Source organism: Nonomuraea roseoviolacea subsp. carminata, from assembly GCF_024172185.1.
Lineage (GTDB): Bacteria > Actinomycetota > Actinomycetes > Streptosporangiales > Streptosporangiaceae > Nonomuraea > Nonomuraea roseoviolacea.
On sequence record NZ_JAMZEC010000001.1, the window covers coordinates 3,356,764 to 3,381,184 of the forward strand.

The window sequence follows — 24,421 nt, forward strand, 5'->3', positions numbered from 1 at the left end:
CGTGGCCGCTCAGCGAGCCCGGGCGTACTCGGGCAGGGGCCGGGCGTTCCTGGCCTGCATCCTCCGCTCCACCGCGCCGACGGCCTTCATCAGCGGCAGGCGGGCGACGACGTCGCGCACGCACCGGCCGCCCTCGGTCTTCGGCACCATGAGCCGGACGTTGGGGCCGATCTGCTGCTTCCTGTCGACCAGCGGCCGGTGGGCGGCGTCGTAGCGGGCGAAGGCGACGCGGTGGTCGCCCCCCGCGGCGGCGAGCTCGCCGGCCAGGCGGTAGGCCCCGACCAGGGCCAGCTCGGCGCCCGCGCCGGAGGCGGGGGACGCGCACCAGGCGGCGTCGCCGACGAGCGCGACGCGGCCGTCCGACCATGAGTCCATCCGCACCTGGCCCAGGGCGTCGAAGTAGAAGTCGGGGTCGGCGAGGGCCGCGTCGAGCAGTTCCCTGGTCCGCCAGGAGGAGTCTCCCCCGAACACCTCGCTGATCAGGCGCTTGTGCCCGGCGACGTCGCGGTGGTCGAGGTCCAGCGGCGCGGAGCGGAACATGAAGTACGCCTTGGCCTGGGGGTGGTTGCCGGAGCGGTAGATCCCGGTCATCCGCCCCGGGGTGTTGAACATCGTCACCCACCGGTCCTCGCCGAGCGCGGCGTCGGTGGCGGCGAAGGCGAAGTAGTGGTCCTTGAACTCGACGAAGCGCTCCTCGGGGCCGAAGGCGAGCCGGCGGACGTTGGAGTGCATGCCGTCGGCCCCGACGACCAGGTCGAAGCGGCGGGCCGGCGCGTGCTCGAAGGTGACGGTCACGCCGTCGTCGTCCTGCTCCAGGCGGGTGATGGAGTCGCCGAACATCGTCTCCACGTCGGTCACCTCGCGCAGCAGGGCGACCAGGTCGCCGCGCATGATCTCGACGGAGGCCGGGTCGCGGGTGTCGATCCGGGCGACGGCCCGGTCGGCGGCGTCGACGAACTTCATGCCCTGGACGTCGGCGGCGAGCTCGCGGACCCGCGACATGAGCCCCATCCGCTCGACCACCTCGACGGCGTCGTCGCGCACGTCCACCCCGTTGCCACCGGCCCGCGGCGCCGGCGCGCGCTCGACCACGGTCGGCCGGAAGCCGTGCCGGACCAGCCAGTGGGCCAGGGTCAGGCCGGCGATGCTCGCGCCGGAGATGAGGATCCGCTCGTTCATGGGGACTCCTTCGCGCTACGATAAGTGAAACGTGCGTTCCAGATGATTATGTGGAAGGAGCATTCCAGTTGTCAACGCCAGCCGGAGCCCGGCGCCGCGCCGACGCCGTGCGCAACCGTCAGCTCGCCCTGGAGGCGGCCACCGCGCTGCTGAGCGAGCCGGGGGCGGCCCTGACCGTGGAGGCCATCGCCAAGAAGGTGGGGCTGGGCGCGGCGACCGTCGTGCGCGCCTTCGGCGGCAAGGACGCGCTCCTGGACGCCGCCGTGTCCGGCCTCCTGGAACCGGTGGTGCGGCGCGCCCGCGACCTGCTCGCCGAGACCACGGCCACGCGGGCCCTGCACGTCTTCCTGCGCGAGCTGCTCGCCTTCCAGACCGCGCACCACGGCGTCAACGACCGGCTCGGCGGCCTGGACCTGCCCGCCACCACGGCCCTGCGCGCCGACCTCGTCCGGGCCGTCGAGGAGATGATCGAGGGAGCGCGCCGCGAGGGCACGGTCCGCACCGACCTCGACCCCCGCGTCACCACGACGCTCATCGGCCGCACCGCGCTGGCCGTCGCCCAGGCCCAGCCGCCGTCGCAGGAGCTCGCCGACGCCTACCTCACCGTCCTGCTGGACGGCCTGCGTCCCCTGAACGCGCCCTGAGCGGAGACGTCACTCCTTGAGGGAGCGCAGCATGGGCGGGTGGAGCAGCTCGGCGGGGCCGCGGCGGTAGAGCTTGGCCGGACGGCCACCGTCGCGCGTCGTCGTGGCGCCCGTCTCCACGAGGAAGCCCTCGGCCTTGGTGACCTTGCGGTGGAAGTTGCGCGGGTCCAGCGGGCGGCCCCAGACGATCTCGTACACCCGCCGCAGCTCGGCCACGGTGAACTCGGGCGGGCAGAAGGCCGCGCCGAGCGGGGTGTACTCCAGCTTGGCCCGGGCCCGCTCGATGCCGTCGAGCATGATGCGCCGGTGGTCGAAGGCCATCACCGAGAGCTCGGCGACCGGCTGCCAGCTCATGTGCGCCTTCTCCGAGGCCGGCAGGTCGGGGGCGAGACCGAGGTAGGCGACGCTGACCACGCGCTGGCGCGGGTCGCGGTCGGGGTAGCCGTAGGTCTGCAACTGCTCCAGGTGGACGGGCGCGCCGGGCAGGCCGGCCCGCTCGGCCAGGATGCGCTGCGCGGCCGCCGGAAGGTCCTCGTCGAGCTGGACGAACCCGCCGGGCAGCGACCAGCGGCGCAGGAACGGCGGGTTGTCGCGCCGCCACAGCAGCGCCGACAGCGCCTGGCAGCGCACGGTGAGCACGACCAGGTCGACGCTGACCGGGACGCTCGGGACCATGGCCTGCACGTTACACGCCCCCGCCCGCTCCCGGCGGCGTCCCGAGGCCCCGTCGGCGCGCGGGCGTCACGACGTCAGGCGGACGTGCAGGCGTTCGGTGGTCTCCTGGCCCGAGGCCAGCCTGACCCCCACCTTCACCCAGGCGCCCGGCGGCACCTGCGCCCAGTCGAACGGTACCCATGCCGTCTGCATGCCCTCGGGCAGCTCCTCCAGCGGGTCCTCGTCGAGCCAGCCGACGGCCGCCACGTCGAGGTCGCGGGCGCCGCTCTCCCACTCCACGGTGACCGTGCCGCCCTTGAGGTTGTAGCCGCGCACCTCGATGCCGTCCTGGACGTCGCGCCCGCGCCGGATCGCGTCCACCGCGATGGGCCGCGCCCAGTCCTTCCTGACCTCGCTCTCCAGGGACGGCGAGCCGCAGGTCATGAAGTCGCTCCACATGTAGGAGACGATCTTCTGGACGTACCGGCCGGCCATGGTGACGGCCTGGTCGAGGCGCTTCTTGTCGGTCTTGCCGCGCGAGCCCTGCGGGGCGCACGGCGGGTCGCCGGCGGGCTCGAACGCCTCGACGTTGGCCCAGAGGTCCACCTGGCGCCCGCCCTTGAGCAGCTCCTCGCGCATGAGCGCCATCTCGCGGTAGTAGTCGCGGGTGGAGCCGTGGTAGGCGGTGCCGTACGTGCTCTCGCCGACGACCGGCCGCAGCCGCTCGTCCACCTCGTCGTCGCGCTGGTCGGGCCAGAACAGGCCGACCTTGCCGGTGCCGCGGCTGTCCTGCGGCGCGATGATGCCGACCCCCGTGAGGGCCAGCGCCTTGAACGCCGCCGCCACCTGCTTGGGCGTCTGGCCGAAGGGGACCCGTTTGCGCGCGTCCAGGTAGGGGCTGATGAGGATGGGCTTGCCGGGCAGCTCCTGCTCGACGATGTCGTGCTGGCCCGCGTACACCTGCAGGGTGGGATTGTTCGCGAGCGTGGCGCCCATCTGCACCTCGAACGGCTGGTAGACGCCCCCGAGCGAGTCGCGGCCGGCGAATCGGACGCCGTAGTCCTGCAGGATGCGGCGGGTCAGCGTGGTGAGCGTGGGGATGTGGTGCGGGTTGGCCCTGGTCTGGTTGTCGTGCTGGCGCGGCGCCAGCGGCAGCGCGGGGAAGATGTGGATGCCGAACTGGTCGCCGAGGTCGAGCAGCTCGCTCAGGCTGTCCTTGAACTCGCCCTGCGCGTTCTTGACGGCGCCCGCGACCACGATCAGGTCGTACGGCCGGGGCTTGGTGAAGTCGCAGGTGGCGTCGTCGGAGCCGTCCATGGGCGCCAGGATGCGGTAGTAGACGCGCCGGGCCGTCACGACGCGGTGCTCCATCTCCGCGCAGCGGAACAGGCCGTCGCCGAACGCCTCGTCGGTCCGGTAGACGTAGGTGCGGGCCACCCGGTTGCCGGGATCGGCCTTCTTGAGGTCGCGCTCGGCCGCGTCGTGGCAGCTGAGCCCGTCCTCCTGGCAGTCCTTGTAGAGGGAGTCGCGCTCGCCGTCCTTGAGGATCTCGCCGTCGTCGTCCACGGAACGGTACTGCAGGCCGTAGCCGATCCTGATGACCGTGTCGCCGCCCACCGCGTGGATCTCCTGGAGCTGCTTGCGCCAGGTGCACGGGTTGGAGGTGGGCGTCACCCAGTAGCCGGTGACGGCGTACGGGGCGGACTCGTCGGTGTCGAACGTGCCGCAGGGGTCGGTGAACTCACTGACCTGGGGCGTCGGGAACGTCGAGGTGGGACTCGGCGTGGTCTTCCTGGCGACGGGCTTGGACGGCCGGTCCGACGGGAGGACGACGACCACGGCCGCGACGGCCGCCAGGATCGCCGCGCCCACGAGCACGAACAGCCAGCGCACGTTGAGGAACCTATCGTCGCGGGGATATGCCGGATGTCAGCCGTCAGCGCAGGCCCGCGGCCCAGGCTTCGAGCTGGGCGACGAAGCGCTTGGCCGAGTTGGGCCAGTGGTGGTTGGCCCGGGCCGCCGCGTAGCCGCGCGCGCCCTGAGCCCGCCGCTCCCTGACGTCGTCCCGGAGGGTGAGCACGGCCTGCGCCACGGCCTTGGGGTCCTCCCACGGCACCACGACGCCCGACTCGTACCGCTCGACCAGCTCGACCGCGCGCGGCGACGGCGTGGTGATGACGGGGATCCCGTGCGCCATGTACTCCACGATCTTGGTGGGCATGGAGTGGCGGTAGTTGGGCTCGTCGTGCAGCAGCGACAGGCCCGCGAGGGCGCCGTCGAGCCGCTTGAGCGCCTCGTCGTTCGGCATGAAGTCGCGCCACTCCAGCAGGCCCTCGGTGACGGCCTGGTTGAGCACCGGACGGCTCTGCGGGTCGGCGTAGCCGATCAGCTCGACCGCCACCCGGTACGGCTGGAGCAGCCGGGCCACCTCGATGGCCTCCATGACGCCGCGCGCCCGGGACAGCCAGCCGAGGTAGACGACGCGGTCGTCGCCCGGCGGCGTGACCGAGTCGGGCACCCACGTCTCGTTGGGCACGATGAGGTGGGCATCCTTGAACCGGCCGGCGTAGGCCGTCTCGGCCAGCAGCAGGTGCATGCGGCGCTCGGCCATGCCCTCCAGCATGCGGGCGAGGAAGCGCGCCGGCGGGCGCAGCGGCGACGGCAGCCACGGCTTGAGCGACAGCGTCGCCGGGGTGTCCTCGTGGACGTCCCAGACGATCGGCGGGCTGTTGCGCACGCCCCAGACGGCGAACAGCAGCTCGGGGTCGTGGATGAGCACCAGGTCGACCTTGTCGCGCATCCGCTTGAACAGCCTGCGGGCCGCCCAGACGGCCGCGACGCGCTTGCGCTGCGCCGCCCGCGGCAGATCGACGCCGTTGACCCACGGCCGGGGCACGATGCCGTGCGCCGTGAAGGACGCCGCATACGTGACCTCATGACCGGCATCCACGAGGGCGCGGATCTGCCGGTGCAGGATCCGCGCGTCCTCGGGGTTATGCACCACCGTCATGACGAGCACGTGCACAGCGCGCAACCCTCCGTCGCTACAGCCGCTCGACGCGTTCACCCTCGGCGAGGACGCCGCGGGTGTCGAGCACGAGCCTGGCCTTCGCCTCGACCATGTCGAGGTCGAACGCGGAGTGCTGCTGCATCAGCAGCGTCACGTCGGCGCCGACCACGGCCTCGGCCAGATCCTCTTCGCGCGGCACGGGTGTGCCGTCGACCGACCACTCCTTGACATACGGGTCCGCGAACGAGAGGTCGGCGCCCAGCTCCAGCAGCGCGCGGGCCACGGGGAGCGCAGGGGTCTCGCGTTCGTCGGCGATGTCCGGTTTGTAGGTGACGCCGAGCATAACCACTTTGGCGCCGTTCACGGGCTTCTTATGCCGGTTCAGCAGTCGCTGCACCCGGGCGACCACGTACGACGGCATCCGCTCGTTGATCTCCTGCGCCAGCTCGACGAACCGGAACGGGTAGCCGAGCTTGCGCACCGTGTACGACAGGTACGACGGGTCGACGGGGATGCAGTGGCCGCCCACGCCGGGCCCGGGCAGGAACTTCTGGAAGCCGAACGGCTTGGTGGCCGCGGCCTCGATCGACTCCCACAGGTCGATGCCCAGCTCGTCGCAGAAGATCGCCATCTCGTTGACGAGGGCGATGTTGACGTGCCGGTAGGTGTTCTCCAGCAGCTTGGCCATCTCGGCCTCGCGGGTGCCGCTGACGGGCACGACCTGCTCGATGAAGCGACCGTAGAAGGAGGTCGCCCGGTCGCGGCAGGTGGGCGTGAAGCCGCCGACGACCTTCGGGGTGTTGCGCAGGCCGAACTTCGGGTTGCCCGGGTCGATGCGCTCGGGCGAGAAGGCCAGGTGGAAGTCCTCGCCGGCGACCAGGCCGGAGGTCTCCAGCAGCGGGCGGGCCACCTCGTCGGTGGTGCCCGGCCAGGTGGTGGACTCCAGGACGACGAGCGTGCCCTTGCTCAGGTTGCGCGCGACGGCCTTGGTGGCGCCCTCGACCGCGGACAGGTCGGGACGGTGGTCCTCGTCCAGCGGAGTCGGCACACAGATGACGATCGTGTTGCTCCTGGCCAGGACGGTCTCGTCGAGCGTGGCGCTGAAGCCGTTGGCCAGCATGTGCTCGAGGTCGGCGTCGGACAGGTCGTCGATGTAGGACCGTCCGGCGTTGAGCGCGTCCACCTTGGCGGGGTCGACGTCGACGCCGACGACCTTGAGCCCGGCGGCCACCGCCTCCTTGGCGAGCGGCATGCCGACGTACCCCAGGCCGATGACAGACAAGTCTATTTCTGTCACAGCGGTGCCTTGGAAAGCCGGAAACAACACTTCATGGTCGCAAAGGTTATCTCAAGTCCACCTAGCTCACGCCTAATGCGACTGAACCTGTCGTAACAGACAGGCAATCCGGAGCCCATCCTCAGGTGAGGGACCGGTAAAGGTCCCGGTAGGTCTCGGCCACGCGGCCCCAGGTGCGCTTGGCGGCCACCTCGGCGCGACCGGCCTCGCCCATCTCGGCCCGCCGGGCCGGGTCGTCCCTGAGCCCGGCGATGGCCTTGGCCAACTCGGCGGGGTCGCCGGGCGGCACGAGCAGCCCCGCGCCCTCGGAGCCGACCAGCTCCGACAGCGCCGGCAGGTCGCTGAGCACGACCGGCTTGCCGAGGGCCATGGCCTCGACCGGCTTGAGCGGCGTGACGAGCCGGCACACGCGCAGGTCCTCGCGCGGGCAGGCGAAGATGTCGATGGCCTCCTGGGCCTGCAGCGCCTCCTCCGGCCCGACCCGGCCCGGCAGGATGGCGCTGGTGAGCGACAGCTCCTCGACCAGCTCCAGCAGGTTGGGCCGCTCGGCGCCGTCGCCGACGATGAGGACGCGCACCGGCGTGCCCTGGTCGCGCAGCAGCGCCGCGGCCCGCAGCAGGGTGGCGAAGCCCTCGTAGGCCACGATGCTGGACACCGAGCCGACCACGATCTCGTCGTCGCCGATGCCCATCTCGCGGCGGAAGGACGCGCCGTCGTAGTGGGCCGTCAGCAGGGAGTCGTCCACCGCGTTGGGGGCCAGGAAGATCCGCTCCCTGGGCACGCCGCGCTCGACGATCTCCGTGGCCATCGTCTCGGCCAGCGTGACGACCGCGTCGGCCTCGCGCATGAGGAACGCCTCGCGCTCGCGCTGGAGCACGTGCCGCTCGCTGCCCACGCGGATCGGGTCGCGGGAGGCCCAGGTCTCCTCCAGGAAGCCGCGCACCTCGTAGACGTACGGGGTGCCGGTGCGCTCGCGCACGGCGTGGGCGACGGAGCCGTTGCGGTGGTCGGTGGCGGCGTGCAGGAGCTGCGGGCGCAGCTCCTTGACCAGCTCGGTGACGGAGTCGGCGCCGCGCACCATGCGGCCGCGCATCTCGAACGGCATCTCGCCGCGCCCGTCGGGCAGCAGCCGGTGGTAGGGGACGCCGTCGATCTCCTCGTACGGCGTGACGTCGGCGAACCCCTGGAACATCGGCCAGCCCCAGCTCGTCACCACGTGCGGGTCGAGGCCCGCGGCCTTCTGGGCGGTGACGATGCGGTGGGTGCGGACGGTGTAGCCGGCCTGCGTGTACGGCAGGGCGTTGGTGACGCAGTGGAGCACCCGGCCCTGGACGCGCTCGCCGACGGTCACCTTGGCGCCGGGCGGGATGGGGTCGGGGCTGATGGCGGCCAGCTCGCCCTGGTAGTAGGCGGCCCGGCGCTTGACGAACGGGTATTTGGTGTGGGCTTCGAGCACCTGCGCGGCCAGGGTGACGTTGCCGGCGTTCCAGTGCTCCTTGGCCTCGTTCCACGGGGCCCGGATGACGCGCATGCCGAACTTGCGCACGGCGCGGCGGGCCCGGCGGGCGGCGGGCCAGGCCACCCGCCCGACGAAGGGGCGAAGGCGCGGCGGGAGGGCTTCGGCGGCGGCCTGCGCGACCCGTACGGGATCGGACTTGACCTTGGTGTAGACGACCCTGGAGACGAGGACCGGGTGCTGGACGAAGCCCCGTAGCAACCCACCGACACCGGCGCGCGCGGACTTGGCGGAAACCTTGGAGGAGTCTGGTCGACTGGCGTCGGATACCACGCGGTGACCGTACCATAGGCAGCGTTTTTTCCCTTCCGCTCTGAAAGGCGAGGTCAATGAGGGAGAACCCCCTGGTCCTGCACGTGCTGGGCGCCCGGCCCAACTTCGTGAAAGCGGCCCCGGTGGTGCGAGCGCTCGGCGAACTCGGGGTGCGGCAGGGCATCATCCACACCGGTCAGCACTACGACGCGCTGATGTCGGACGTGTTCTTCGCCGACCTCGGCCTGCCGGAGCCGGTGGCCAACCTGGGGGTCGGCTCGGGCACCCACGCCAAGCAGACCGCGGCCCTGCTCGTGGGCCTGGAGGAGGTCGTGCTGGAGCACGCGCCGGACCTGGTCGTGGTCTACGGCGACGTCAACTCCACGCTGGCCGCGATCCTGGTGTGCGCCAAGCTGGGCGTGCGCACCGCGCACGTGGAGGCCGGGCTGCGCTCGTTCGACCGGGGCATGCCGGAGGAGGTCAACCGGATCGTCACCGACTCCCTGTCGGACCTGCTGTTCGCGACCTCCCCCGACGCGCTGTCGCACCTGGCGGCCGAGGGCGTGCCGGCCTCGAAGGTCCACCTCGTGGGCAACCCCATGATCGACAGCCTGTTCGCGGCGCTGCCGTCGCTGGACCCGGCGCCCGTGGTGGCGCGGCTGGGCGCGCCGGAGCGCTACGCGGTGGCGACGCTGCACCGCCCGGCCAACGTGGACAGCCCCGAGGCGGCGGCCGAGCTGGTCTCGGCGGTGCTGGAGGTCTCGCGGCAGATCCCGCTGATCGTGCCGATCCACCCGAGGGGCCGCACCCGGCTGGCGGAGGCGGGGCTCGTGGACGGCCCGTCGGTCCAGGTCGTGGACCCGCTCGGCTACGTGGACTTCCTGTCCCTCGTCCGGGGTGCGGCGCTGGTGGTCACCGACTCGGGCGGCGTGCAGGAGGAGACGACCATGCTGGGCGTGCCGTGCCTGACCGTGCGGCCCAACACCGAGCGGCCGGTCACGATCACCCATGGCACCAACCGGCTGGTCACGCCGGCCCTGCTGCCGGCCGCGGCGGAGAAGGCGCTGGCCGACGGGGCCTCGACGCCGTCGGGTGAGCTGCCGCCGCTGTGGGACGGCGCCGCCGGGCCGCGCATCGCCCGGGTGATCTCGGCCTGGCTCAAGGGGGACAACCTCTCGCCGGCCGCCCAGGGCGCTAGGTCCGAATAGCCCCTTTCATACGGCTTCATATGGCTTTCTTCCGTTTCGCCGGTGCGCTCACCCCCGCTCCGCGTACCATGACATCTCTCCGCTAAGCGATAGGCGAGCATCCCCATGGCCGAAACTCCCGAAGAGCCCACCTTCCAGCGGCTCGGCCCCGTCAACTGGCTCCCGGAGGAGCGCAAGGTCGTCGAACGCTACGAGGCCGAGGTCAGGGAGCTGCGCCGGCGTCTGGAGATCGCCGAGGCCAAGGCCGCCTACGCCACGTGGAAGCTGGAGGCCACCCAGGCCAAGCGGACGTTCAAGCTGGGCGAGGCGATCGGCACCAAGCGGCCCGGCAAGATGCTGGAGGCCGTCAGGTCCAAGGACCGCGCCCCCAAGCCGCCCATCCCGGTCAGCGAGGCGATCGAGACGGCCAACCACCGGCCGCCGCTCGTCGAGGTCCCCGCGGTCAAGTGGCCGGCCGGGCCGGTCAACCGGCCCGACCTGAAGGTCGCCGTCATCCTGGACGACTTCTCCCGGATGGCCTTCCGCTACGAGTGGGACCAGATCGAGTTCGGGCTCAAGGACTGGCCGGAGATCTTCGCCGAGAAGCGGCCCGACCTGCTGTTCTGCGAGTCGGCCTGGCACGGCAACCAGGGCCGCTGGCGCTACCAGATGACCGGCACCAACGCGCCCAAGGAGCCGCTGCGCGACCTGGTGGCCTGGTGCCAGGCTGAGGGCATCCCGACGGTCTTCTGGAACAAGGAGGACCCGCCCAACTTCGACTTCTTCATCGACACGGCCAAGCTGTTCGACTACGTCTTCACCTGCGACGGCGACATGGTCCCGAAGTACCGCGAGGTGCTCGGCCACGACCGGGTCGACGTGCTCCAGTTCGCCGCCCAGCCGCGCGTGCACAACCCCGTCCAGCAGAGGGAGGGCCGGCTGCACGACGTGGTCTTCGCCGGCATGTACTTCCGCGACAAGCACCCGGAGCGGCGCGAGCAGATGGAGGTCGTGCTCGACCCGGTCCGCGAGCTGGGCCTGCACATCTTCGCCCGCAACGGCGAGGTGGACGAGAAGTACGCCTGGCCGGAGAAGTACCGCCCGCACATCGTCGGCGAGCTGCCCTACGACCGGATGCTGGCCGCGTACCGGATGTACAAGGTGTTCCTCAACGTCAACTCGGTGCTGGACTCGCCCACCATGTGCGCGCGCCGGGTCTTCGAGCTGTCGGCCTGCTCGACCCCGGTCGTCACCGGCTGGTCGCGGGCCATCGAGGAGACCTTCGGCGAGCTGATCCCGATCGCCCGCGAGCCCGTCGAGTCGTACAACCAGGTGCTGCACCTGATCAACAGCCCCGAGCTGCGCGCCCGTATGGGGCACCTGGCCATGCGCGAGGTGTTCGACAAGCACCTGTTCTCGCACCGCGTGGACCAGATCCTGTCGTTCCTCGGCAAGCCCGCGCCGTCGCGCTCGCGCTCGATCTCGGTGGTGCTGCCGACCAACCGCGCCGCCCAGATCGAGCACGCCATCTCGTCGGTGGCCCGGCAGATCCACCGGCCGCTCCAGCTCGTCATGGTGCTGCACGGGCTCGACATCGACCCCGTCGTGGTGGCCGACAAGGCGCGCATGGCGGGCATCACCGACGTCGTGGTGCTGCCCGCGGCGCCCGAGCTGTCGCTCGGCGCCTGCATGAACCTGGGCATCGCCGCCGCCGAGGGCGAGCTGATCGCCAAGATGGACGACGACAACCTGTACGGCGAGCACTACCTGTCGGACCTCGTGCGCGCCTTCGACTACACCAACGCCGAGCTGGTCGGCAAGGGCGCCCACTACTCCTACTTCGAGGGCAGCAACACCACCATGCTGCGCCTGCCGGGCCTGGAGCACCGCTACTCGTTCCTGGTGCAGGGCGGCACGTTCCTCGGCACGGCGGACATGTTCCGCTCGTACGGCTTCGCCGACATCACCCGCGGCGAGGACACCCACCTGGTGCGCCGGCTGAAGGAGGACGGCGTCAAGATCTACTCGGCCGACCGCTTCAACTTCGTCTACTGGCGCAGCGCCGACGCGAGCATGCACACCTGGCAGGCCGACCACATCAAGCTGACCCGCAACGCCCAGTTCTCCTTCGTCGGCCGCCCCGACGACCACGTCCTCATCTGAGGCGGCTCCGGGACCGTCCGGACCCGGCCGGTCCCGGTCGTGCGGTGACCGGGACCGGCGGGCCGCTCAGCCGTGCAGTTTCGCCAGACGTTCGTCGGCGAGCCGGCCGAGCTCGTACAGGCCGTCGCGCTTGACCTTCCGGCCCACCACGAGCAGGCTCAGCACGGCCTTGCCCCGGCGCACCAGCACGGTGCCGACCTGGACGTCCTGCCCGCCGCCCGTGGCGGTGGTGAGGTAGGCCCGCGACTGGTCGCCGCGCCGCGGCATGGACAGCTCGCGCGTGCGATAGGTCACCTTCGTGCCGTTGACCGCCGCCGTGTAGGAGGTGCAGTCCTTGGGCAGTGGCGCCGGGAACCCGGGCGTGGGCATCGAGACGATCGCCTCGGTGATCGAGCCCTTGTCGGAGGCGAAGGCGACGACGGCGGCGGGCGCGCCGGCCACGTTCGGCTCGGTGGCGTCGAGCTGCGCGGCCTTGGCGCACTCGGGCCGCTCGGCGCTCGCCGCGCGGACCGCGGCCAGGCCCTTCCGGGTCGCCTCCAGGCGGCCGAAGAAGCCCGTCTCGGGCCCGTGGACGACCTTCATGCCCTGGGGCGGCGGCAGCAGGAGGGCGCGCAGCCGGCCCGCCTCGGCGGTGGCGGCGGCGACCCGCGCCGGATTGGACCCGGTGCTCCCGGCGCTCTCGCCGGCGGCGCATCCCGCCATGAGCGTCACGCCGGCACATATCCCGGAAAAAGCCTTGAGTCCGGAAAACCGGCTGACAGTGGATTGACGATTCGACTTACCCAGCATATTTCCGAACGCTAGAGGAAACGGCCTCGGCCAGGCCCCGCAACAGCGCTATTCATGGAATCGCGCGGTTTCATGGCGGCCATATGCATTCACCCCCATTCCCGGGCGAGCGGAGTCACCGTACGGGCCGGACCAGCAGCGGATCGGAGTCTCCGCACTCCAGAGGGCCCGAACGGGCGCACACCCCGCAAAGCGGCAATTCGCCGTAACAGGTCGCGCAAAAGTTTCTCGGAGCGCTGCGTTGCGTAGCGCGGCATTTGCCCGGCGTCATCATGATCCAGCACATGAGCGACATCGACCCGCGCCGGGCGCGCGACCTCGGGATGGACCGGCCGATTTCGCGCCGTGACTTCTTCGACGGCGTCGCCGTGGTCGCGGGGGCGGCGGCGGTGGGCGCGGTCACCGGGATCCCGCTCCTCCACGGCGGCCGCGGCGCGCGGCGGCCCGAGGAGCCCCCGTACCCGCCGGCGCTCACCGGGCTGCGGGGCGACGACCCCGACGCGCTCAGCGTGCCGCACGCGCTGCGCGACGGCCGCTTCTGGGAGCACGCCGGGGCGCCCCACCCCACGGGCGAGAGTTACGACCTGGTGGTCGTGGGCGCCGGCGTCAGCGGCGTCACCGCCGCCCACGAGTGGCTGCGGCGCGACCCGAAGGCCCGCGTGCTCGTCCTCGACAACCACGACGAGATCGGCGGGCACGCGCGGCGCAACGAGTTCGCGGGCGGCGGGCGGCCGGGGCCGCTGATCGGGCCGGGCGGCTCGCCGTCGCTCGGTCCGCCCGAGGCGTGGACGCCCGAGGGCAAGGAACTCCTCGCCCTCCTCGGCGTCGAGCCGGACACGCTGGCCGGACGCCTGGACCGCGACCTCTACCCGGGTCTCGGTCTGCGCAGGGGCGTGATGTGCGACCGGGAGGCGTTCGGGCGCGACCGGCTGGTGGCCTTCGAGCCCGGCGGGGCGGCCGAGGAGTGGGTGAGCCGCCTGCCGATCGCCGAGCAGGCCCGCCGGGACCTCGTCATGCTCTACACTGACCCGCCCGACTGGCTCTCCGGGATGACGGACGAGGACAAGGAGCAGCGGCTGGCCGAGCTGACGTACTCGGCGTTCCTGCTGGACGTGTGCGGGGTCCACCCGGACGTGGAGCGGTTCTGCCGCACGATGCCGAGCGCCCGCTGGGGGTACGGCGCCGACGCCTTCGGCGCCATCGACGCCTGGGGCACCGCCCGCCGCTGGGACTTCCCCGGCTTCGGCGGCCTGGGACTCGACCGGGGCAAGCCGTCGCGGTTCAACTCGCCCACGGTGCGCAAGGAGTGGGACGCGGGCGCCCCGGTCCGCTTCCCCGAGGGCAACCAGGCGCTGGTGCGGATGCTGGTGGGCCGGATGGTCCCCGGCTTCGCCGGCTCCACCTCCGCCGACGGCGTGACGACGGCCGCCTACGACTACGCCCGCCTCGACCGGCCCGGGAACCGGGTCCGCGTCCGCCTGTCCAGCCCCGTGGTCTCGGTGCGCGGCGACGGCGACGGCTCCGCCGCGACGGTCGGCTACTTCGACGGCTACCGGCTGAGGACCGTGAGCGCCGGGGCCGTGGTGCTCGCCTGCTGGCACACCGTCATCCCGTACCTCGTGCCGGAGCTGCCCGCCGACCAGCGGCGCGCGCTGCGGGCCGCCGTCAAGACGCCCGTGCTGCACGCCACCGTGCGGCTGCGCGACTGGCGGGCCTGGCACCGGGCGGGGGTGCGGGCCGTGCGGTGGACGGGCGCGTACTGGTGCCAGACGGAGCTGGGACGGCCCGTGAGCGCTCCCGGCTACCCGTGCCCCACCGACCCCTCCGAGCCGATCCTGGCGCATCTGGTGGCCGCGCCCAGCCGCTCGGAGCTCGGGCCCGCCCGCGGGGCCGCCCTGGGCCGCCAGGAGCTCCTCAAGACCCCGTACGAGGACCTGGAGTACACGCTGCGCGACCAGCTCACCCGGCTGCTGGAGCCGTACGGCTTCGACCCGGCCGCCGACGTCGAGGCCGTCACGGTCAACCGCTGGGGGCACGGGTACGCGCCCGAGTACCGCACGCCGTGGGACGGCTTCTACCCCGACGGGCCGCTCCCCGCGGAGGCCGCCCGGCGGCCGTTCGGCCGGATCGCGATCGCGAACGCCGACGCCGAGCCGGGCGGCGGCTTCGACTCCGCGGTCACGGCGGCCTACCGGGCGGTGGACGACCTGACCCGCTGACCTACCCGACGGCCTTCAGGGTGGCCTCCCAGAGCCGCTCGGCCAGGGCCGGGTCGGACATGGCGGCGGGCACCTCCCGGGGCTCCGGCCCGTCGAAGTACCGGCCCCGGTGCTCCGCCCCGTCGCGGTGCGTGGCCAGGTGGACCAGGGTGCGCGCCCCGTGCTCGGGCGGCTTGGCGTACCCGGGCACCGCCAGGAAGAGCCGCATGAGCAGCGACCCGCCGGCGAACCCGGTGCGGATCACCCCCGGGTGGAAGCACGTGGCCGCCACCCCGCGGGCCGCGAGCCCGACCGTGAACAGCGCGTTGGCCTGCTTGGTGTCGCCGTACTGGAGCCAGCCGTTCCATCTGCGCCGCTCCCGCGACAGGTCGGACGGGTCGAGCCGGCCGCTCCGGGCCGCCCGGGACGACGTGGTCACCACCCTCTCGACCCGGTCTCCCAGGGTTCGGGTCAACACGAACGGCGCCAGATGGTTGACCTGAACCATGAGCTCGTGGCCGTCCGGGGTCACGGTCCGCCTGGTGCTCATGACTCCGGCGTTGTTGGCGAGCACGTCGATGCGCTCGTAACGCTCGGCGAGGCGGGCGGCCAGCGCCCGCACGTCGTCCAGCGACGTGAAGTCGCACGTCAGCACGTCGGCCTTCGGACCGGCCAGGCCGGCGGCCACCTCGTCGAGCCGGCGGCGGTCGCGGCCCACGAGTACCACCCGGTGCCCGCGGCGGGAAAGCTCGGCCGCCGCGGCGGCCCCGATCCCGGCGCTTGCCCCAGTAATCACGCTAATCATCCTGTTCCTCCCACTGCGCCGGGAGCTTAAACGGTGCTAGTCTCCTGTGCGATCTTCCGGAGGTGTATTTACACAAAAGGTGGAAATGCCCCTCGACTCCGAGGTTGGGACATGGGCTCGCGTAACCGGTCAATTCGGTTCAAGATCTTCTTATTGCTGCTACTACCCCTCCTATCTCTGAGCGCGTTGTGGGGGTTCGCCCTGAACCTCACCGTGGGTGACGGGCAGGCCCTCCTGCGGACCAACACCCTGTACCAGACGGTCGGGGTCACCTCGACCGAGCTGGGCCTCCAGCTCCAGGCCGAACGCGCCCGCTCCGCCGTGGCCGTCACCACGCGTGAGCTCACCAAGGACCTCGGTGCCCAGCGAGCCAGCACCGACAAGGCCGTAGCAGCCTTCCGCCGCGCCAAGACCGAGGCCGGCGGCGCCGTCACCCCCGAGCTGCGCCGCCCCCTCGACGCCCTCGACGGCGCCCTCGCCCGCCTCGGCTCCATCCGCGCCGACATCGACGCCGGCCTCAGCTCCCGCCTCGTGGGCATCAACGCCTACAACGCCGTCCTCGACGCCCTCTTCCGCTTCTACGACCACATGGTCTCCGTGCCCGACCTCCCGCTCTTCCAGCAGGCCACGGCCATGCAGGCGATGGGCAACGCCCGCGAGGTCATCGCCCGCGAGCACGCCCTGATCAGCGGCGCCCTGGTCGACGGGCAGCTCACCCAGCCCGAGGCCGCCGCGTTCACCGAGTACACCGCCACCCGCGAGTTCCTGCACGCCCGCGGCCTGGCCGGCCTCGACGTCGCGCTGCGCGGGCCGTACGAGAAGGTTTTCGACGGCGCCACCTTCCGCGACTTCGCCCGGATGGAGAAGCGGATCGTCACCACCGGCGAGCCGCCGCCCGACGCCGCCGCCTGGAACGCCGCGGTCGGCCAGGTGATGGCCCAGCTCGACCGGCTCGGCGTCTCCTCCTCCGAGGTCCTCTCCGACCGCGCCACCGGCGCGGCCACCGCCATCCTCGTCCGCATCGGCATCGCCGGCGTCGTCGGCCTGATCGCCGTGCTCGCCTCGATCGTCATCTCCGTGCGCCTCGGCCGCCGCCTGGGCGCCGAGCTGGCCGGGCTGCGCGCCGCCGCGGTCGAGCTGTCGGAGGAACGGCTGCCCGCCCTCGTCGAGAGCCTGCGCCGCGGCGACGAGGTGGACGCCGCGAAGGAGGTCAAGCCGCTCAAGGTCAGCGGCTCTGCCGAGATCACCGACGTGGGCCGCGCGTTCGCCTCCGTGCAGTGCACCGCCGTACGGGCCGCCGTGGGGCAGGCCGAGCTGCGCCGCGGCGTGAGCCAGGTCTTCCTCAACCTCGCCCGGCGCAAGCAGGGCCTGCTGCACCGCCAGCTCGCGCTGCTCGACAGCATGCAGCGCCGCACGCACGACCCCGACCGCCTGGAAGAGCTCTTCCGCGTCGACCACCTCACCACCCGCATGCGCCGGCACGCCGAGAGCCTCATCGTCCTGTCCGGGTCGGCTCCCGGCCGGGCCTGGCGCAAGCCGGTGTCCGTGCTCGACATCGTGCGGGCCGCCGTCGCCGAGGTCGAGGAGTACACCAGGGTCACGGTGGAGTCCATGCCGGCCAGCGCCATCGACGGCGGCGTCGCGGCCGACCTCACCCACCTCGTGGCCGAGCTGGTCGAGAACGCGACCCTGTACTCGCCGCCCGACACGCCGGTCCATGTCCGCGGCGACCTGGTGAGCAACGGCTACGCGATCGAGGTGGAGGACCGGGGACTCGGGCTCCCGCAGGCCGAGTACGCCGCGGTCAACGCGCGGCTGGCCCGGCCCCCGGAGTTCGACCTCGCCGACAGCGACCGGCTCGGCCTGTTCGTGGTCGGCAAGCTGGCCGAGCGGCACGGCATCCAGGTGCAGCTGCGCCGCTCGCCGTTCGGCGGCACCACGGCGATCGTCCTGGTGCCGCGCGCGCTGGTCAGCGAGCAGACGGCGCTGACGGCCGGCGACGGCGACCGTGACACCGGCCGCGAGGCCGGCGCGGACACGGGCGGCGCCGGCGGCCCGCGCACCGTCTCCGGGCTGCCCAGCCGTACGAGGAAGAAGAAGGCCCTCGCCGTGGTGAGCGGCGGGACCCATGCCGGCCTGCCCACGCGGGTCCGGCAGGCAAACCTGGCGCCCCAGCTTCGGGCGGACCCGACGCCCGAGCCGGAGCCGGAGCAGAAGACGGAACGCTCTCCCGACGAGGTACGCGATCTGTTCTCCGCGTTCCAACGGGGAACCCAACGCGCCCGAGAAGAAGCAAACGAGGAGGGGGAGGCATGAGCGCGCCCACGACCAACACCGGTGAGCTGAACTGGCTGCTCGACGACCTGACGACCAGGGTCGCGGCGGTCCGTCAGGCCGTGATCCTGTCGACCGACGGCCTGGCGGTGGGCTACTCCAAAGGGCTGACCCGCGAGGACGCCGAGCACCTGTCGGCCGTGGCGGCCGGGTTCCAGAGCCTCGCCCGCGGCACCGGACGCCACTTCGGCGGCGGCGACGTCCGCCAGACCATCGTGGAGATGGAGTCGGCGTTCCTGTTCGTGACCGCGGCCGGCCAGGGCACCTGCCTGGCCGTGCTGGCCGAGGCGAACGTCGACGTCGGTCACATCGCCTACGAGATGGCGATGCTGGTCAAGCGGGTGGGCCAGCACATCTCGACCAACCCGCGAAACACGACGCCATGACGGAGACCCCCCAGTGGCTGGACGACGCGGCGGGACCGGTCGTCCGGCCCTACGCGCTCATCCGGGGGAGGACGAGGTCGTCAGGAGACGCCTTCGACCTCGTCGCCACCGTGACCGTCGTCGGGGAGCCCTCCGGCGCGGCCGCGGGCGAGCTGGGGCCCGAGCAGCAGCTCATCCTGCGGGCGGCGCGCTCCCCGATCTCGGTCGCCGACGTGGCCGTCGAGCTGGACCTGCCCATCGGGGTCGTGCGGGTGCTGCTCGGCGATCTGCGTGACCACGGCCTCATCTCTGTGACCTCTCCCTCAGCGGCTCGGCAGCGTTCGAACGAGGGCATTCTCAAGGAAGTGATCAATGGACTCCGGGCTCTCTGACGACCCCGTGGCGCTGAAGATCCTCATCGCGGGGGGCTTCGGCGTCGGCAAGACCACCCTGGTGGGCGCCATCAGCGAGATCAAGCCGCTGCGCACCGAGGAGGTGCTGTCGGAGCGCGGGATCGGCGTGGACGACATCGACGGCGTGGAGGCCAAGACCACCACCACCGTCGCCATGGACTTCGGCCGCATCACCATCCGCGACGGGCTGGTCGTCTACCTGTTCGGGACGCCGGGGCAGGAGCGGTTCTGGTTCATGTGGGACGAGCTGTCCTACGGCGCGCTCGGGGCCGTGGTCATCGCCGACACCCGGCGACTGACCGACTGCTTCCCGTCCGTCGACTACTTCGAGCAGCGCGGCACGCCGTTCGTGGTGGCCGTCAACTGCTTCGACGGCGCGGCGCGGCACAGCGTGGACGACGTGCGGATCGCGCTCGACCTGGACCCGGACGTGCCGGTGCTGCTGTGCGACGTGCGGCGGCGCAGCTCGGCCAAGGAGGTCATGGTCACGCTGGTGGAGCACTCCCTGCGGACCCTGACCGCGACGGGCTGACGCCCGGCGCCCCGCCCCCCGACGCGGCGCCTGTCACGGCTCTGGCGGGCGCTACAGCGCCCGCAGGCCGTTGATGACCTCTCTCAGCAGGTTCTCCGTCGCGCCCGTGCTCTTGGCGAGCGGCGGACGCACCGAGACCAGCCCGTAGTGCAGCAGGTCTCCCAGGAGCACCCGCACCACCCCGACCGGGAGCTCCAGCTCCGCGGCCAGCTCCACCACGGGCCTGGCCTGCGCGGCCACGGTGGCGATCAGCCGCCGGTGCTGCGCGCCCAGCTCCGTCTCCGCCTTGGCCGGCACCGGCAGGCCGCTGGCCACCACCGAGGCCAGCAGGTCGATCTCGGGCGCGGAGGACCTGGTGCGTCCACGGGCGACCGCGTACGGCCGCACGACCGGCCCGGCCTCCTCGTCCACCCACTCGGGCTCGCGGCTCACGACTGAGTTCCCCCATCCTGGTCGCTGTCCTGACGCCCGCGCCGCCAGCCCGACTGGAGGGAGGACAGCAGGGCCCTGGCCTCCTCGGGCGAGCGCTCCTCGACGGACTGGGCGGGCTCGTGCTGCGGCTGGTTCCTGGAGGGCAGGCCGGCCCCCTGCCGGCCGCCCGGGACGGACGCTCCAGCCCCCTGCTGCTGAAGCTGGGGCGGCAGGTTGGCCTGCCGCACGCGGCGGGGCAGCCCCGGGTCGGGCTGGGACTGCGGCTGCTGCGTCTGGGGCTGCAAGGGCTGCGCCTGCGACGGCAGCGACTGCGGCTGGGACTGCAGCGACTGCGCCTGGGACGGCAAGGGCTGCGGCTGGGACGGCAAGGGCTGCGTCTGGGCGCGGCGGGACGTGCGGACGCGCCGCGGCAGCCCGCCCGGCCCGGTCGCGCCCTCCAGCGACGCGGCGGCCCCGTCGAAGCCGCCGGTGTCCTGCCGGACCACCGACACCGGCACCGGCTCGAACGGCGGCACGTCCAGCGGCGGCGGCAGCATCTCCACCAGCATCGACGGGATAAGCACGATCGCCGTGGTCCCGCCGTAGGGCGACGGCTTGAGCGTCACCGAGATGCCGTGGCGGCTGGCGAGCAGGCCGACCACCGCGAAGCCGAGCTGCTCGGTCTGCGACGGATCGAAGTCGGGCGGCGCCGCGAGGCGCAGGTTGATCGCGTCGCGCTGCTCCGGCGACATGCCGAGACCGCGGTCCTCCACCTCGACCGCGAAGCCGCGGCCGACCATCTCGCCGCGCACCGACACCTCGTTGCCCGGCGAGGAGAACGAGGCGGCGTTCTCGATCAGCTCGGCGAACAGGTGCATGAGGTCCGCCACCGCCGAGCCGGAGAAACCGGCCTCGGGCATCGGGTAGACGCGGACGCGGGTGTACTCCTCGACCTGGGCCGCGGCGCCGTTCAGCACGTCCTCGACCGGGATGGTGCCGCGCCAGCGGCGGCCGGCCGAGCCGCCCGACAGCAGCACCAGGCCCTCCGCGTGCCGGCGCATGCGGGTGGTGAGGTGGTCGAGCCTGAACAGCCGCTCCAGCGCCTCCGGCTCCTCGGTCTGGCGCTGCATGTCGTCGAGCAGCCTGAGCTGGCGCTGGAGCAGCGTCTGGCTGCGCCTGGCCAGGTTGCGCAGCGCCTCGGAGACGCCCTGGCGGAGCCTTGCCTGCTCGACCGCGGCGTCCACGGCGGTGCGCTGGACGCTGTCGAAGGCCGCCGCGAGGTCCCTGACCTCGCTCGTGGTCTGGTCGGCCACCGTGATGGGCGGCGCCTCGGCGTCGACGTCCACACTGTCGCCCCGGCGCAGCCGGGTCACCACGTCGGGCAGCTTGATCTCGGCGAGGTCCAGCGCGCTGCGGCGCAGGGCGCCGAGGTCGTGGGCGATGCGCCGGCCGGCCCTGATGGACACGACGACGGAGAAGATGACCGCGAGCAGCCCGAGCGCGCCCGCGATGCCGGCCCGGACGATGATCGAGATGCCGGCCGGCTCGATCCGGGCGAGCAGCGCGTCACCGGTGCGCCAGACGGCCTCGGTGTAGTCCTTCAGCACCGGGTCGGCCAGCTCGCGCCACATCTGCATGTTGACGGGCTCGCCCATGATGTACGAGTCGAGGGCCCGCTCCATCGTCGCGAAGCGGGAGGAGGTCGCCACCTTCTGCACCCGGGCGCGCAGCTCGGGGTCCATGTTGGCCATGGCCGACGGGAAGAGGTGCTGCCGGGCGCCGTCGATGCGGGCCAGCAGGTGCAGGTCGGTCATGCTCGGCTTGCCGTCGGCGGCCACGATGAGCGCGTGCTCGCGGCTGAGCAGCTCGCGCACCTCGTCGGCGGCGATCAGGCCGTGGCTCTGCCGGGCCAGCTCCACGTCGGTGCTCACCGTGAACGTGGAGTACATGATGTGGACGGCGTCGGAGATCTCGGAGTACTGCTGGATCAGGGACGCGGGGGTCATCTTGCCGGCGTCGACCTGCCGCCGCACCTCCGGCAGCCGGTCGATGGCCTCGAAGGCGTTCTTCAGCCGGTCGCGCATCTCCGGCGTCATGGCCGACCGGGTGCTGGCCGTCGCGCCGTTCTGGGCGAGCTTGGCGCGTACGCGGTCGACCTTGACACGGGCGTCGGTCAGCGCGGCGGGGTCGGTGGCGGTGCCCGCGAGCCGCTCCGCGGAGGCGAGCCGCTCCTGCTGGAGGTTGCCGACGATGCCGTCGGCGTAATTGATCACTTCGGTCCAGATGGTCTGGGCCTTGAGCAGGTTGACGGCCTCGCCGATGGTGGTGGCCGCGGCGAAGGCCCAGAGCGCGACGAGAGAGACCAGGGGGATGACGAGCAGTGTCGAGATCTTGAATCTGATGGATCTGCCCGATGCCATGGTACCTGCTCCCGGATAGAAGATCGCGGGAGAGAATAGCACCGATACGGGTGCGTTTAAGATCAACTAGCGATAAATCTGTGATAAGTAGGGAAATTGACGGATTTCCCGAGCCCGCGCCCCCAGGCCAGCCGGGCCAGCCACCCCGCCAGGACCAGCAGCAACGCCACCTCCGCGGCCAGCAGTCCCCGCTCCACCAGCCCGATCATCACCCCGCCGCCCGGCAGGGCCACGTACGTGATCGCCAGCAGCCCCAACCCCCCGGCGAGCGCCAGCCACTCCACCACCCGCGCCACCGGCTTCCACGCCGCGTCGGCCGCCAGCCGCGGCACCATGAGCGCCGCCGCCGCGGGCAGGCTCACGAACGCCGCCACCGACACGTACCGGTGGATCTGGGCGGTGAGGGTGAGGTCGTGGCCGATCGGCGTGGTCGGCACCACCGCGGCGACGACCAGCGCGACCGACCACACCAGCAGCAGCCGCTCGGGCGTCCCCCGGACCGGCGCCCCCGCCGCCCGCAACCCGCCCAGCAGCGCCAGCGACCCCAGCCCCATGATCGCCATCGCGACCTCCGTGACGCCCCCGCGGTCGGACACGGCGTACTCGCTGATGGTCACGTTCAGGGGGTCCAGGTACGGGTCGGGGCCGAACTGGCCGGCCACGACCGCGACGACGGCGCAGACCATGGACACGCACGCGACGAGCGCGTAGACCCCGACCCGGGCACCGGTGGCCCCGGTCGCGGCCCGCGCCTTCCCCTGAGGCGCGGGCTTCCCCTGAGGCGCGGTTGCCGGGGCGATCCTGTCCTTCACTGCCGTCATGCACCAACCCTCCCGCCCGCACCCTGCCCCAGGCATCGGGACACATCCCCGGAGCGCCCCTGATCCCTCCTCAGGGTCCCCTAGGGGTCCGGCCGGGTACGCCAGCTTGAGAGGAGAACGCACGACGAGCAGAAGGACGACACCTCATCATGAGTGAGCACATACTCGAGCCCGCGGCGCAGGAGATCGCGGACGCGACCTCGAAGCCGCCGTTCCTGTACGAGCTGGGCCCAGAAGGCGCCCGCAAGGTCCTGGACGACATCCAGGCCGCCCCCGTCGACAAGCCCGACGTCGACGAGAAGTGGACCACCGTGCCGGCCGAGGTCGGGGACGTGCGGGTCCGCGTCGTCAAGCCACCGGGAGCCACCGGCCCGCTGCCCGTCGTCCTGTACGTCCACGGCGGCGGCTGGATCCTCGGCAACGCCGGCACCCACGACCGGCTCGTCCGCGAACTGGCCGTCGGGGCGGACGCCGCCGTGGTCTTCGTCGAGTACGACCGCTCGCCGGAGGCGCGCTACCCGGTGGCGATCGAGCAGGCGTACGCCACGGCCCGCTGGATCACCCGCGACGGGGCCTCGGAGGGGCTCGACGCCTCGCGCCTCGCGGTGGCGGGCGACTCGGTCGGCGGCAACATGACGGCCGCCCTGACCATCCTGGCCAAGCAGCGCGGCGACGTGACGTTCGTCCACCAGTCGCTCTACTACCCGGTCACGGACGCCGCCCAGGACACCGGCAGCTACCGGGAGTTCGCCGCCGGGCCCTTCCTGACCGCGAAGGCCATGGCCTGGTTCTGGGACGCGTACCTGCCGGACCGCGACAGGCGCGGGGAGATCACCGCCTCACCGCTGCGGGCGAGACTGGAGGAGCTGTCCGGGTTGCCCGAGGCGCTCGTGATCGTGGACGAGAACGACGTGCTGCGGGACGAGGGGGAGGCGTACGCGCGCAAGCTGCTGGCGGCGGGGGTGCGCACGACGAGCCTGCGCTACAACGGCATCCTGCACGACTTCATGATGCTCAACCCGCTCCGGGGGACGGCCGCCGCCACGGGCGCCGTCGAGCAGGCCGTCCACGTCCTGCGCAAGGCCCTCGGCACGGGCTGACGCTCCGACCGCCGCTGTCGCGCCCAGGGCACCTTCCGCACTTCCCGCCGACGCCCGGCGGCCGGCCCACGACGGCCGCCGGCAGCGCCTCAACCGCCGCAGGCCCGACCGCGTTTCCGCGCTCTCCGCGCCTCTTGCAGGGAACCCTGGGCAGCCGCCGCCTGGCTGTAGGGCGGCGACGGTCCGGGGTCCGCACCCAAGACGGCCGCCGGAAGCGCCCGGCCGCCCCCGTCGCCCGGCGTAGGCCCCGACCGACTTCCCGCGCTCCCCCCGCGACTCCCGCAGGGGACCGTGGGACCCGCAGCCTGGCGGGGGACAGGCGGCCAACGGG

20 protein-coding genes are annotated in these 24,421 nt (G+C 72.3%); 9 read left to right on the top strand and 11 right to left on the bottom strand.

From position 1 onward, the window contains the following. Positions 1-9: 9 nt before the first annotated feature. Positions 10-1,179 (bottom strand): FAD-dependent monooxygenase, encoded by a 1,170-nt coding sequence (locus HD595_RS15615; RefSeq protein ID WP_253769666.1) that lies wholly within the window; start codon positions 1,177-1,179, stop codon positions 10-12. Positions 1,180-1,247: 68 nt separating this feature from the next. Between HD595_RS15615 and HD595_RS15620 the strand changes: the two genes are divergently transcribed. Further along, positions 1,248-1,823 carry a TetR/AcrR family transcriptional regulator gene (locus HD595_RS15620; protein ID WP_253769668.1) on the top strand — a complete coding sequence of 192 codons (576 nt, stop codon included), beginning with the start codon at positions 1,248-1,250 and terminating at the stop codon, positions 1,821-1,823. Positions 1,824-1,832: 9 nt separating this feature from the next. On the opposite strand, the gene HD595_RS15625 is transcribed toward HD595_RS15620, so the two are convergent. From HD595_RS15625 to HD595_RS15645, 5 genes are all read right to left on the bottom strand, one after another. Next, positions 1,833-2,498 carry an NUDIX hydrolase gene (locus tag HD595_RS15625; RefSeq protein WP_253769670.1) on the bottom strand — a complete coding sequence of 222 codons (666 nt, stop codon included), beginning with the start codon at positions 2,496-2,498 and terminating at the stop codon, positions 1,833-1,835. A gap of 66 nt (positions 2,499-2,564) precedes the next feature. Then, positions 2,565-4,370 (bottom strand): DUF4434 domain-containing protein, encoded by a 1,806-nt coding sequence (locus HD595_RS15630; RefSeq protein WP_253769672.1) that lies wholly within the window; start codon positions 4,368-4,370, stop codon positions 2,565-2,567. A 43-nt stretch (positions 4,371-4,413) separates the two neighbouring features. Then, positions 4,414-5,502 carry a glycosyltransferase gene (locus tag HD595_RS15635; RefSeq protein WP_253781184.1) on the bottom strand — a complete coding sequence of 363 codons (1,089 nt, stop codon included), beginning with the start codon at positions 5,500-5,502 and terminating at the stop codon, positions 4,414-4,416. 19 nt (positions 5,503-5,521) lie between these two features. Then, positions 5,522-6,769 (bottom strand): nucleotide sugar dehydrogenase, encoded by a 1,248-nt coding sequence (locus tag HD595_RS15640; RefSeq protein ID WP_268960039.1) that lies wholly within the window; start codon positions 6,767-6,769, stop codon positions 5,522-5,524. A gap of 136 nt (positions 6,770-6,905) precedes the next feature. Next, complete coding sequence (locus HD595_RS15645) at positions 6,906-8,573, bottom strand: glycosyltransferase family 4 protein (protein ID WP_253769674.1); 1,668 nt, start codon at positions 8,571-8,573, stop codon at positions 6,906-6,908. A 56-nt stretch (positions 8,574-8,629) separates the two neighbouring features. On the opposite strand from HD595_RS15645, the gene wecB reads away from it, so the two are divergent. Then, positions 8,630-9,760, top strand: coding sequence for a non-hydrolyzing UDP-N-acetylglucosamine 2-epimerase (wecB, locus tag HD595_RS15650; protein ID WP_253769675.1), 1,131 nt, complete (start codon positions 8,630-8,632; stop codon positions 9,758-9,760). Between the two features lie 105 nt (positions 9,761-9,865). After that, on the top strand, positions 9,866-11,902 hold the full coding sequence (locus HD595_RS15655) for a glycosyltransferase family protein (protein WP_253769676.1): 2,037 nt from the start codon (positions 9,866-9,868) through the stop codon (positions 11,900-11,902). A gap of 66 nt (positions 11,903-11,968) precedes the next feature. Here the strand turns inward: HD595_RS15655 and HD595_RS15660 are convergent, their stop codons facing one another. Beyond that, positions 11,969-12,613, bottom strand: coding sequence for a hypothetical protein (locus HD595_RS15660; RefSeq protein WP_253769677.1), 645 nt, complete (start codon positions 12,611-12,613; stop codon positions 11,969-11,971). A 362-nt stretch (positions 12,614-12,975) separates the two neighbouring features. On the opposite strand from HD595_RS15660, the gene HD595_RS15665 reads away from it, so the two are divergent. Further along, positions 12,976-14,910 (top strand): NAD(P)-binding protein, encoded by a 1,935-nt coding sequence (locus HD595_RS15665; protein ID WP_253769678.1) that lies wholly within the window; start codon positions 12,976-12,978, stop codon positions 14,908-14,910. Between the two features lies 1 nt (position 14,911). Here HD595_RS15665 and HD595_RS45825 read toward each other — a convergent pair whose 3' ends face one another. Continuing rightward, on the bottom strand, positions 14,912-15,694 hold the full coding sequence (locus HD595_RS45825) for an SDR family NAD(P)-dependent oxidoreductase (RefSeq protein WP_301309517.1): 783 nt from the start codon (positions 15,692-15,694) through the stop codon (positions 14,912-14,914). Between the two features lie 153 nt (positions 15,695-15,847). Between HD595_RS45825 and HD595_RS15675 the strand changes: the two genes are divergently transcribed. From HD595_RS15675 to HD595_RS15690, 4 genes are read left to right on the top strand one after another with little or no spacing between them, the layout of a single operon-like run. Beyond that, entirely contained in the window at positions 15,848-18,010 is a 2,163-nt protein-coding gene (locus HD595_RS15675) for a sensor histidine kinase (RefSeq protein WP_253769679.1), read from the top strand. Then, a complete protein-coding gene (locus HD595_RS15680) occupies positions 18,007-18,414 on the top strand; it encodes a roadblock/LC7 domain-containing protein (protein ID WP_253769680.1) in 408 nt (135 codons plus the stop codon). Before HD595_RS15675 ends, HD595_RS15680 begins: the two co-directional genes overlap by 4 nt. Then, complete coding sequence (locus HD595_RS15685; protein WP_253769681.1) at positions 18,411-18,785, top strand: DUF742 domain-containing protein; 375 nt, start codon at positions 18,411-18,413, stop codon at positions 18,783-18,785. The genes HD595_RS15680 and HD595_RS15685 overlap by 4 nt, the downstream gene beginning before the upstream one ends. Continuing rightward, the gene (locus tag HD595_RS15690; RefSeq protein ID WP_253769683.1) at positions 18,766-19,338 is read left to right on the top strand and encodes a GTP-binding protein; all 573 of its coding nucleotides are present in this window, start codon (positions 18,766-18,768) and stop codon (positions 19,336-19,338) included. Before HD595_RS15685 ends, HD595_RS15690 begins: the two co-directional genes overlap by 20 nt. Positions 19,339-19,389: 51 nt before the next feature. On the opposite strand, the gene HD595_RS15695 is transcribed toward HD595_RS15690, so the two are convergent. The 3 genes from HD595_RS15695 to HD595_RS15705 form a co-directional block, all read right to left on the bottom strand. After that, positions 19,390-19,770 (bottom strand): DUF742 domain-containing protein, encoded by a 381-nt coding sequence (locus tag HD595_RS15695; RefSeq protein ID WP_253769684.1) that lies wholly within the window; start codon positions 19,768-19,770, stop codon positions 19,390-19,392. Continuing rightward, positions 19,767-22,169 (bottom strand): sensor histidine kinase, encoded by a 2,403-nt coding sequence (locus HD595_RS15700; RefSeq protein WP_253769686.1) that lies wholly within the window; start codon positions 22,167-22,169, stop codon positions 19,767-19,769. Before HD595_RS15700 ends, HD595_RS15695 begins: the two co-directional genes overlap by 4 nt. A gap of 62 nt (positions 22,170-22,231) precedes the next feature. After that, positions 22,232-22,990: a DUF998 domain-containing protein gene (locus tag HD595_RS15705; protein ID WP_253769688.1), complete on the bottom strand. Its 759-nt coding sequence runs from the start codon at positions 22,988-22,990 to the stop codon at positions 22,232-22,234. 149 nt (positions 22,991-23,139) lie between these two features. On the opposite strand from HD595_RS15705, the gene HD595_RS15710 reads away from it, so the two are divergent. Continuing rightward, complete coding sequence (locus HD595_RS15710) at positions 23,140-24,090, top strand: alpha/beta hydrolase (protein WP_253769690.1); 951 nt, start codon at positions 23,140-23,142, stop codon at positions 24,088-24,090. Positions 24,091-24,421 lie beyond the last annotated feature (331 nt).

Coding starts and splice junctions, on each gene's coding strand:
- HD595_RS15680 (WP_253769680.1), top strand. CDS start 18,007: ATGAGCGCGCCCACGACCAACACCGGTGAGCTGAACTGGCTGCTCGAC.
- HD595_RS15685 (WP_253769681.1), top strand. CDS start 18,411: ATGACGGAGACCCCCCAGTGGCTGGACGACGCGGCGGGACCGGTCGTC.
- HD595_RS15625 (WP_253769670.1), bottom strand. CDS start 2,498: ATGGTCCCGAGCGTCCCGGTCAGCGTCGACCTGGTCGTGCTCACCGTG.
- HD595_RS15655 (WP_253769676.1), top strand. CDS start 9,866: ATGGCCGAAACTCCCGAAGAGCCCACCTTCCAGCGGCTCGGCCCCGTC.
- HD595_RS15705 (WP_253769688.1), bottom strand. CDS start 22,990: ATGACGGCAGTGAAGGACAGGATCGCCCCGGCAACCGCGCCTCAGGGG.
- HD595_RS15700 (WP_253769686.1), bottom strand. CDS start 22,169: ATGGCATCGGGCAGATCCATCAGATTCAAGATCTCGACACTGCTCGTC.
- HD595_RS45825 (WP_301309517.1), bottom strand. CDS start 15,694: ATGATTAGCGTGATTACTGGGGCAAGCGCCGGGATCGGGGCCGCCGCG.
- wecB (WP_253769675.1), top strand. CDS start 8,630: ATGAGGGAGAACCCCCTGGTCCTGCACGTGCTGGGCGCCCGGCCCAAC.
- HD595_RS15615 (WP_253769666.1), bottom strand. CDS start 1,179: ATGAACGAGCGGATCCTCATCTCCGGCGCGAGCATCGCCGGCCTGACC.
- HD595_RS15690 (WP_253769683.1), top strand. CDS start 18,766: ATGGACTCCGGGCTCTCTGACGACCCCGTGGCGCTGAAGATCCTCATC.
- HD595_RS15710 (WP_253769690.1), top strand. CDS start 23,140: ATGAGTGAGCACATACTCGAGCCCGCGGCGCAGGAGATCGCGGACGCG.
- HD595_RS15665 (WP_253769678.1), top strand. CDS start 12,976: ATGAGCGACATCGACCCGCGCCGGGCGCGCGACCTCGGGATGGACCGG.